This is a genomic window from candidate division TA06 bacterium (assembly GCA_016208585.1).
GTDB lineage: Bacteria > Edwardsbacteria > AC1 > AC1 > EtOH8 > UBA5202.
The window spans coordinates 1-9,418 of sequence record JACQXR010000095.1; the positions used below are offsets into that span (position 1 = coordinate 1).

7 protein-coding genes are annotated in these 9,418 nt (G+C 51.5%); all 7 read left to right on the forward strand.

Annotated features, from left to right (window positions below; genetic code table 11):
* The first annotated feature begins 364 nt into the window (after positions 1 to 364).
* On the forward strand, positions 365 to 1,360 hold the full coding sequence (locus tag HY768_07300) for a hypothetical protein (protein MBI4727014.1): 996 nt from the start codon (positions 365 to 367) through the stop codon (positions 1,358 to 1,360).
* Between the two features lie 568 nt (positions 1,361 to 1,928).
* Entirely contained in the window at positions 1,929 to 2,663 is a 735-nt protein-coding gene (locus HY768_07305) for a hypothetical protein (protein ID MBI4727015.1), read from the forward strand.
* A 452-nt stretch (positions 2,664 to 3,115) separates the two neighbouring features.
* Positions 3,116 to 4,048 (forward strand): hypothetical protein, encoded by a 933-nt coding sequence (locus tag HY768_07310; protein ID MBI4727016.1) that lies wholly within the window; start codon positions 3,116 to 3,118, stop codon positions 4,046 to 4,048.
* Positions 4,038 to 4,730 (forward strand): dTMP kinase, encoded by a 693-nt coding sequence (gene tmk, locus HY768_07315; protein MBI4727017.1) that lies wholly within the window; start codon positions 4,038 to 4,040, stop codon positions 4,728 to 4,730. The genes HY768_07310 and tmk overlap by 11 nt, the downstream gene beginning before the upstream one ends.
* Positions 4,712 to 5,443: a thymidylate kinase gene (locus tag HY768_07320; protein ID MBI4727018.1), complete on the forward strand. Its 732-nt coding sequence runs from the start codon at positions 4,712 to 4,714 to the stop codon at positions 5,441 to 5,443. The genes tmk and HY768_07320 overlap by 19 nt, the downstream gene beginning before the upstream one ends.
* A gap of 145 nt (positions 5,444 to 5,588) precedes the next feature.
* A complete protein-coding gene (gene sixA / locus HY768_07325; GenBank protein MBI4727019.1) occupies positions 5,589 to 6,098 on the forward strand; it encodes a phosphohistidine phosphatase SixA in 510 nt (169 codons plus the stop codon).
* Positions 6,099 to 6,524: 426 nt separating this feature from the next.
* Positions 6,525 to 9,418 (forward strand): hypothetical protein (locus HY768_07330; GenBank protein ID MBI4727020.1); only part of this gene is annotated, 2,894 nt, incomplete at its 3' end.

A 9,418-nucleotide genomic window follows, 5' to 3' on the forward strand; every position in this document is an offset into this window, starting at 1 on the left:
TTGCGTGATCAGTCAAAAGGTTTTACCTTATCCCGTATTGTCACATTAACAAAACGCCAAGAACGCATCCTTAAAGCTGTATCTCCTCAGCTCCTCAAAGGACTGTAGTGTATATTTATGCTACGGAATTCAGGTATATCTTAAAAAAAATCCGAATCAAAAGAATATTGCAGAAATAGATACTTCACAATACCCATTATACCAGTTTTCTAACTTTATTTTTAACCTTGAAAAACAAGACTCAACATTTGCTCAGGGAGATTCTTTCAGAATCCTTCTCACAAAAGACAGACAAAAAGCATTTCCAGATTCTATTTGGTATACGCAAATAGCAAGCACAATAGATACTACCTTTTGGGATGCAATGAAAGTTAATGAATTTAATTCTGTTCATAATGGAGCATTTCACGGAGATACTTTATATTTCCCACAGAATGTTTCAATAAAAGATTTTAGTATTGATAGTTTATTCACAACAACTGCTGTTGGAGATTCGGTTTTTCCAAAGGCGTTTGTCAAGAACAACAGAACATCATTAACACAATATGATTTTCCAGATTCAGCAAGGTTTTATCTTACAATTACAGGACCGGGTATAAACTATTCTGATTCACTTGTAAAGAGATTAGACTCTGGGAAAAATGATACAATCACATTCAAGAAAAGTTACAAGGGAGATGGAAGTTGCACCCTAAGATGTTCAACTTCTGTATATGGGGATGCAACGCCAACAAATAATGTTAAACAATGGATTACTTCTGGTCCAATGGCAGTCGAACTTTCTTGTTTCTCCGCAAGCCCAAATCCAAACGGCAGGGGCGCAGAGATAAGAATAGGGACACAATCACAATCAAATACATTGGAATTTTTGATTGGTAGCTCTCCAAATGGAAAATTATTTCGTGAAGTAGCAAGAATTTCAGGAGAGGGAAATACAAACACCCCTAAAGAATATGTATATACAGACACAAATGCAATTAATGATACTAACGAGCTAGGTATGAAATGCTATCGTTTAACAGAGGTAGAGACAAATGGAGCATTAAATATCCTCGGAGATGTTTGGACAAGGGTTTCTCCTGAGAAATTAATGAAAATACTCAAGGCATATCCAAACCCAACCCGAGATTTACGGAATATCAAACTCAGCAAGGCCGGCGTTTACGGGGTTTACAACATCGCTGGGCAGAGGGTGGGAACCGCAACGGCCAACGGTTCCGGCCAAACGCAATGGCAGTTCAATAGTAAAGTTTTTTCCGCCGGGCCTGCGCCCGCCGAAGGGCTACGGCCCGCAGGCGGGGTGTATCTAATAGTAAAACAGGACACCAAGGAAACGCAGAGGATACAGCTGGTACGGTAACCCCACCCAGCCCTCCCCTCGAGGGGAGGGTTTACGGGAGGGGTTAGGTTTCATCAATAGCCCAGGCATTATTTATCCGCCGTAGTTTTAACGTAGGAGGAACGGCTGGGCTATGGAAAAAATATTTTATGAAAACCTTTAAGAATCTATATTCAAAAATTTGCGACAGCGAAAACACTTCGGCAGGGCTTCGACCAGGCTCAGCCTGGTAGCTCAGTGCTGGCCTGTGGCTGGAGAACTTTAAAACTCAACCCCTTTCTCCCCTTCTCTTGAAAAATAAATAAGAGAAGGGGTTGGGGGATGAGTTCGGAGATAACTGAGCAACCCAACCCCGCTTCCCGCCTGCGGCGGACAGGCGCTTCCTGACCGCCCCAAAGGGGCGATGGGTCGCAGCCTGGGGCTTCAGCCGCAGGCTGATAACCTCAGCGCTTTCAGCGCGATAACCAAAACCGGCGGCGGCTGGTAGTTCTAAAGCGATAAACGCCGCCGCCGGGAGAAATAACCAACTCAATCCGCCAGAGGCGGAATGAGTTCAGAAGCCAACCAATAACCTTAACAGGAGGCCATCATGGCAGACGCACCCGCAACCCAAAAGGTATCCAAAACCGAATCCGGCCACGCCAGGAATTCGGCCAACTTCGGCCTGCTGATTACCACTGTGGAGGGCTATGGAACCAAATACAATCCGACTGTCCCCGAACTGGCGGTGGCCAAACTTAAAACCACCCGCACCGGCATAGATTCATCCCTGCTGGCCGTCGCCACGGCGGACGCGCCGTATAAAACCACCGTCAATAAACGCCAGGAAGCCTTTGACGGCATGAGCCAATTAGCTACCCGGGTCAGCAACGCGTTGGCCGTGGTCGCCAGCGACCGCGAAAACAAGGACGCCATGACCCTGGTCAAAAAAATCAGGGGCGGCGGCAAGGTCAAGATCGAAGATCCGGCCCAAGCCGCCAAGGGCAAATCAACCTCGCAGATGAGCTATGACAACCGGGTTGCCAACTTCAAGGCATTGGTCGCTCTGCTGGGCGGCATCCCGACCTACAAGCCCAACGAAGCGGATTTGAAAGTCGCCGCTCTTAACGCGTATCTGGACACCCTGCCGGGCCTGGGCGATGCGGTCAACAAGGCGGCGGTGGCCTTAGCCAAGGCCCGCGCCAACCGCGATAATCTGCTGTATGCCAAGGGAACCGGCGCGGTGGATTTGGGCCTCAAGGCCAAAAAATACGTCAAGAGCGTGTTTGGCTCAAGCTCGCCGGAGTTTAAGAGCATTTCCAAGATCGAATTGAAGAAGGTTTAAAGAACTAACGCCGCCAAACAGTGTATTAGGGCAACCGCAGCCAGTAAACAAGCCTCCGCAAGGTGTATTCTGGCAGAAGCGGCGTGTATATTGGCAACCGTGGCGTGTAAACAAGCAACCGCAGGGTGTATTCTGAAATCAGCGGCGTGTATATTGCCAACTGTGGCGAGTAAACAAGTAACCGCATGGTGTATTCAGGCAACCGTAACAAGTAAGGGCCGATCAATAGCCCAGGCATTCCGACTACGTTTAAAACTTCGTCGGATAAATAAGGCCTGGGCTATTGATTTTTTATGATTATCCCATCTATTCAGGAAAGAACTATAAGAGAGTTGGAGGTTCTAAACTCAACCCCTTCACTTCCCCTTCTCTTGCATCATGTTAGTCCGAATTTGTCTAAGAGAAGGGGACACAGAGGGGATGAGTTCGAAAGTTTTAAGGTCTGATATCCCATGCCCAAGATCGCGGCCATAGACATAGGCTCCAACGCCATTAGGATGGCGGTGGCTGAAGTCTCCGCCGAAGGCGTCCCGGAGCATTTCAAACACTACCGGGAGCCGGTGCGGCTGGGCGCCGATGTCTTTACCACTGGACGGGTCGGGACAGAGGCTTTAAACTCCGCGCTGGCGGCCCTGAAAAAATATCAGATCATCATAAGAACAGAAGAAGTCCTGGCTGTCAGGGCCGTGGCCACCGAAGCCTTGCGTCGGGCTGCCAATTGTTCCGAGATCCTGCAAACTATCGAACGGGAGACCGGCCTGAAGGCGGAAATAATTTCGCCCCGGGCCGAAGCCGAATTGGCGTTCAAGGCGCTGGCCGCCCAGATAGATATAAACGGCAAAAACATCCTGCATTGGGATCTGGGCGGCGGCAGCCTGGAACTGAGCACTATCATAAATGGCACTCTTGCCGAATCTCAAAGCTTTGAACTTGGCGCCATACGGCTTTTACAAAACATCAAAGTATCGGACAAGGCCCAGGCGCTGTCTGATGTCACAACCCTGGCCGGCAATGCCCTGGCCTGGCTGAATGAAGCCCAGCGCCAACACCCAACTGATTTTCTGATCGGCACCGGAGGAAGCCTGGAACTGCTGGCAGATCTGGCGGTTCAGGTAACGGGTTCCGGCAAAAAAAATATTTTGCCCCGGGACGGGCTGGAAAAAGTGATTGATGCTTTGATACCGTTGGACATCGGGCAGAGGATGGAAAGATTCGGGTTGAAACCGGACCGGGCGGATGTGGCCCTGCCGGCGGCCTTGCTGCTTTTGGTCTTGCTCGGAAACATCAAACTGGACGAAATACAAGTTCCCGGGGTAGGTTTGAAAGAAGGTTTGATCATGGAAATAGCGCAATCGTTAAAGACGGGAAACGGCAATGACGGCTAAATTCGTCGAAGGGCAGGAGCTGCCGGGCAAGCTGATCGCGGTGGAGGGACTGGACGGCTCGGGCAAGTCCACCCAGATCCACCTGGTCAAACGCTGGCTAGAATTGGAGGGATACAAGGTGTTCTTCACCGAATGGAACTCCTCGCCCCTGCTGCGGCAGTCGGTGAAGAACGGCAAGCGGGAGCAGCTGCTGACGCCCACCACCTTTGCCCTGATCCACTGCACAGATTTCGCCGACCGCTACGAGCGCCAGATCCTGCCGCTGCTGCACGCCGGTTACATCGTGCTGGCCGACCGCTACATCTTCACCGCCTTCGCCCGGGATGCGGTGCGAGGCTGCGACCGGGAGTGGGTCAAAAGCCTGTACAGCTATGCGGTCCACCCCCAGGTCACCTTTTTCTTTGATGTGCCGCTGGACATGGCGCTGGCCCGGATAATGTCCGGGCGGCCCAAGCTCAAGCACTACGAGGCCGGAATGGATCTGGGGTATTCGCCCGACGTTATCATAAGCTTCAAGACTTTTCAGGGAAAGATGCGGGAGGAATACCTGCGGATGACAGATGAGTTCGGCTTCATAAAAATAGATGTGGGACGCCCGCCGGACCAGCTGCAAAAAGAAGTGCGGAGCCACATTCAGGAACGGATAGATCTGGAGAGATACAAATGGAAAACATCGCGCTGATCCCCAAAAGATTCTACGGCCGGGGACTGCCCCAGGTGGACCCGGATCAGCTTAACGGCAAACTGATCGTGATAGAAGGGGCCGACGGTTCCGGGCGCACCACCCAGATCAACCTTTTAAGCGACTGGCTGGAGCGGCTGGGCTACGCCACCGCCCGGGTGGGCCTCAAAAGATCAAAATTAGTGGGGGCCGAACTGGAGGAGGCCATGCAGGGCAACACCCTCAGCCCCATCACCCTTTCGCTTTTTTACGCCACCGACTTCGCCGACCAGCTGGAGAAGACCATCATCCCGGCCTTGAAGTCGGATTTCATAGTGCTGGCCGACCGCTACATCTACACCCTGATGGCCCGGGACATCGCTCGGGGGGTGGACCCGGCCTGGGTACGCGAGGTCTACGGCATAGCCATAGTCCCGGACGCGGTCTTTTACCTGAAAGCCGGCCCGGAGCTTTTAGCCGAAAGGAATTTCAAGAACAAGGGCGGGCTGGACTACTGGGAATCCGGCATGGACATCCAGCGCACCGGTGACCGCTATGAGTGTTTCATAAAATACCACAAGAAGATCCAAAGCATTTTCGGGGAGATGCAGGGGCTGTATGGGTTCGAGTCCATCAACGCCGGAAGGGCGCCGAACACCATCTCCCAGGACCTGATTTCCAAGGTCAGGTTCATATTAAGCCCGCTGGAAATGAACGGCCAGGAGCAGCCCTGATATTGCAAGATCAATGCAGTAGTACCTTTACCACGGAACCACGGAATACAAGAAAGAATTTCACCCAAAGCGGAATAATTCATGGATATGATTCCGTGTTTTATCACTTCCGTGTTTCAGTGGTTAGCTTAGAAGGGGTTTCATCATGGAACTTTATATCTTACGACACGGATTGGCCGGGGAATCCGGCGACCCCCGCTATCCCGACGACAGCCAAAGGCCGCTGACCGCCGAAGGCAAGCGCAAGATGCATCAGGCGGCGCTGGGCATCAAGGCCATGGGGATCACTTTTGATTTGGTCTTTACCAGTCCATACTTGCGGGCCAGACAGACGGCCGAGATAGTCTGCAAGCAGTTGGATTGTGCGGGTGGCCTGCAGATTACCGAAAACCTGGAACCCGGCCGGGATCCCCGGCGGCTGATATCGGAAATCAATGAACATAATTTGAAAAATAAAAGCGTGCTGATAACCGGGCACGAGCCTTTTTTAAGCGGGCTGGTTTCGTTTTTGATCTCCGGCAGCCATAGTCCCCAAATAGAGCTTAAGAAGGGAGCCTTGTGCAAGTTGGAGGTCAACGATTTGAAATATAGCCGTTGCGCCGCACTTTTGTGGCTTTTGACCAGCAAGCAGCTGGGGATGATGTCCAGACCATAAAATGAAGTCAGCCCAGCACTTGACAAAGGCCCTAAATTGGGTTACACTAATTAGATATAAATTTTTGCACATTGTGTAAAATGTGCATGCTTTTATTGCAACCAAAATGGGTTTAAAGTAATCTAACATATATGATTATCCCATTGATTCAGGAAAGAACTATAAGGTCTTTAGGGAACCTGAACTCATCCCCCGGCCCCTTCTCTTATTTATTTTTCAAGAGAAGGGGAGCAAGGGGTTGAGTTCCAAAGCACCCCTGATAGCCAGCCCTCCTGAACGAATGGGATAGTCATTCTAACATATTATCCTTTTTATAGCCCGTTCAATATAAAGGGTTTGGGGTATTTGTCGAACCGGGAAAAATAGGCAAATCAGGCACTATTCTTGCAGTAATATTCCTCAATAATATAAAACATGGAGAAAAACATGAAACCCAATGGCATAAAAACGGCTGTTATTGCTTTGGCGATATTGGCACTATCCTTGACCGCCAATGCCCAGTGGCTGTCACTGACCCAGGCTGGCCCGGCCCAAAAGACCGTCAGCCTGGTGCAAAGCAGCAACAGTCAGGTCGTTTTTGAGATCAATGTCCCCGGTCTGGAAAAAAGCCAGGTAAAGACCAAGGGCGGGGATTTCTGCCTGCTGACCATTCCCGGTTATGGCTGCAATACCGGCATCGGCCAGCCCAAACTTCCGGTGATTTCCGAATGGCTGGAAATTCCCCAGGGGGCTACAGCCACGGCGGAATTTCAGATACTCGAAAGCAGGGAAGTGAGCCTGAAGGAACTGGGCTTGGACCAGAAGATCGTTCCGGTGCAACACCCGGTTCCCAAGATCGCCGGAGCCGCCGATAAAATACCGTTTGTTATTGATGATGACATTTATTCAAAAGACGAATATTTCGGCCTGCCCAAGGTCGTGCTTTCCCAGCCGGTAACCATGCGGGCCAAACGGGCGGCGCTGGTAAGTTTTTGGCCGGTTTCATACAATCCGGTAAGCGGGATGCTGAAGATAGCCACCAGGGTCAAAGTTACTATTAACCTATCCGGTTCGGACCAGGCCCGCACTAACAGCGTCCGCCAAAAATATACCTCGAAATTATACGACCGGCATACCGCCGGCATCGCCATCAATGCTCTGACGATAGACAAGGTTTCCAAAGTCGTTCCCCCGGCCCCGGTGAACGAACTGGTGATAGTGGTGGACTCGCTCTACAGCGGCATCCAATCCTTGGCGGACTGGGATACCCGCAAGGGATATTATGTGACGGTCACCAGGACCTCGGAGATACCCGGCGGGGTTGACACCGCCAGCATCCGTCAGTATATCCTGGCCCAGTACAACGGAACCAACCCGCCGGATCTCGTTCTATTGGTGGGCGACATCAACGGCATTCCGGCCCACCGCAGCACCGAAATGGACCAACCCTACACCGATCTTTACTACTCCACCATGGCCGGCAGCGATATTGTGCCCGACCTATATGTCAGCCGGATCTCGGTGGACAACACCACGCAACTGGGATACTATGTCGCCAAATATCTCAATTATCAGAGAGGAGCCTGGGGCGCCACCCAGGATTGGATGCAGAAGGCGTATTTTACCGCTTCGGATGATAATACCAATCCCCCACTATATCACAGCCTTGCCGAGTCCACCAGCGGCTATTGTATGGCCCTGTCCCGGGCCCACGGCATGACCTGCGATTCGCTTTACGCCTATTACGGCACCGGCACCCCGGTGGCCACTGCTTTCAACGACGGCCGGACGGTGATGGCCTACACCGGGCATGGGAATATCACGCTTTGGGGCGGGCCCGCTTTTTCTCAGGCTGATGTCAACGCCCTGACCAATGCCTATAAATCAACTTTCGTTACCAGCTTCGCCTGCTTGACCGGGGATTTCAATTATTCCGAGTGTTTCGGCGAAACCTGGATCAGGGCCGCCGGCAAGGGCGCCATAGCCTTCTGGGGTTCATCGGTTAACTCATACTGGGATGAGGACGATATACTGCAGCGCCGGTTGTTCGACGCTTTTCTGGACAGCGGTTATGCCCTGATCGGCGGAATGACGGTGAAAGCCAAGCTGGATTTTGGCCGCTTTTACAACTGGAACAGCGGCCCCAGCGTCACGGTTACCCGTTATTTTGAGGAATACAACATCCTGGGCAATGCCGGGGTGGATATGTACACCCAGCAGCCATTGACCGTAACTGTTACTCATCCGGATACTGTACCGGCGGGCCCCAGCCAAATTACCGTCACTGTGGATACAGGCGGCCCTTTAAAAGACGCCTTGGTGGCTATTTACCAGCCTTCATCTAAAATCCTGTTGGCCTCGGGCTATACAGATGTTTCAGGCAATGCAATACTTGATATAAATCCTGGCATTCCCGACAGCTTGGCAATAACCGTTACCGCCCACAACTGCTCGCCTTACCAGGGAAGAATTCAGGCATATTCCAGCCAGGCCTATATGGGGTATTTAAAGAGTCTGGTAGACGATGCCGCAGGCAACGGCGATGGCATGTTTAATCCCGGCGAATCGGCGCCCCTTGTAGTATGGCTTAAAAATTACGGACTGCTTGCTACTAATGGTAGCCTGGCCTGTACTTTAAGGACGAACAGTCCGATTATAACATTAAACGATTCAACCTGCTCGTTGCCGTCGGTGGCCCCGGGTGATTCCGTATCGCGCAGCTTCAACCTGACCGTTGCGGCGGCCTGTACCAATAAAACGGAGCTGCCCTTTACTTTGGTTGCTAGGGATGCCGACTCCGTATGGCTTATTCCCTTTAAGCTTTCGGCAGGCGCACCCCAGCTAATCCATGATTCGTATTATTTTTTAGATACTGCATCAAACATCAGAGGGTCAATATTACCGGGTCAAAGCGAAAGCTTAAAGGTAGTGTTGCTTAACAAAGGCAGGCAGACTGCAATAAATACCATGGCTTTGCTTTCCAGCAGCGATTCTTACATCACGGTTACCGGAAACAGTGCATCATACGGCGACCTGACCCCCGATTCTTCGTCCCCCTCCCAGCCGGCTTACTACATTATGGCTGGAACGCCGCCGGCGATTCCCTATTATGCCTGGGTCCGGCTGGACATTACGGCTTTGGGAGGTATATACAGCACAGCCGACAGTTTTCAAGTGGCCATCGGCCAAACCGGGTTTTATGACGACGTAGAAAGCCTTTCGGTCATTTCCAAGTATACGGCCGAGTCACAGTGGCACGTTACGGACACCAGTTTTTACAGCCCGGGGCACAGTTGGTGGTGCGGCGACAGCGCTTCGGGCCAATACGGCAATTCGCTTAA

What these genes read in the sequence shown, in the direction of transcription:
- HY768_07310 (MBI4727016.1), top strand. Translation starts at nt 3,116, where the DNA reads ATGCCCAAGATCGCGGCCATAGACATAGGCTCCAACGCCATTAGGATG.
- HY768_07300 (MBI4727014.1), top strand. Translation starts at nt 365, where the DNA reads ATGAAAGTTAATGAATTTAATTCTGTTCATAATGGAGCATTTCACGGA.
- tmk (MBI4727017.1), top strand. Translation starts at nt 4,038, where the DNA reads ATGACGGCTAAATTCGTCGAAGGGCAGGAGCTGCCGGGCAAGCTGATC.
- HY768_07305 (MBI4727015.1), top strand. Translation starts at nt 1,929, where the DNA reads ATGGCAGACGCACCCGCAACCCAAAAGGTATCCAAAACCGAATCCGGC.
- sixA (MBI4727019.1), top strand. Translation starts at nt 5,589, where the DNA reads ATGGAACTTTATATCTTACGACACGGATTGGCCGGGGAATCCGGCGAC.
- HY768_07320 (MBI4727018.1), top strand. Translation starts at nt 4,712, where the DNA reads ATGGAAAACATCGCGCTGATCCCCAAAAGATTCTACGGCCGGGGACTG.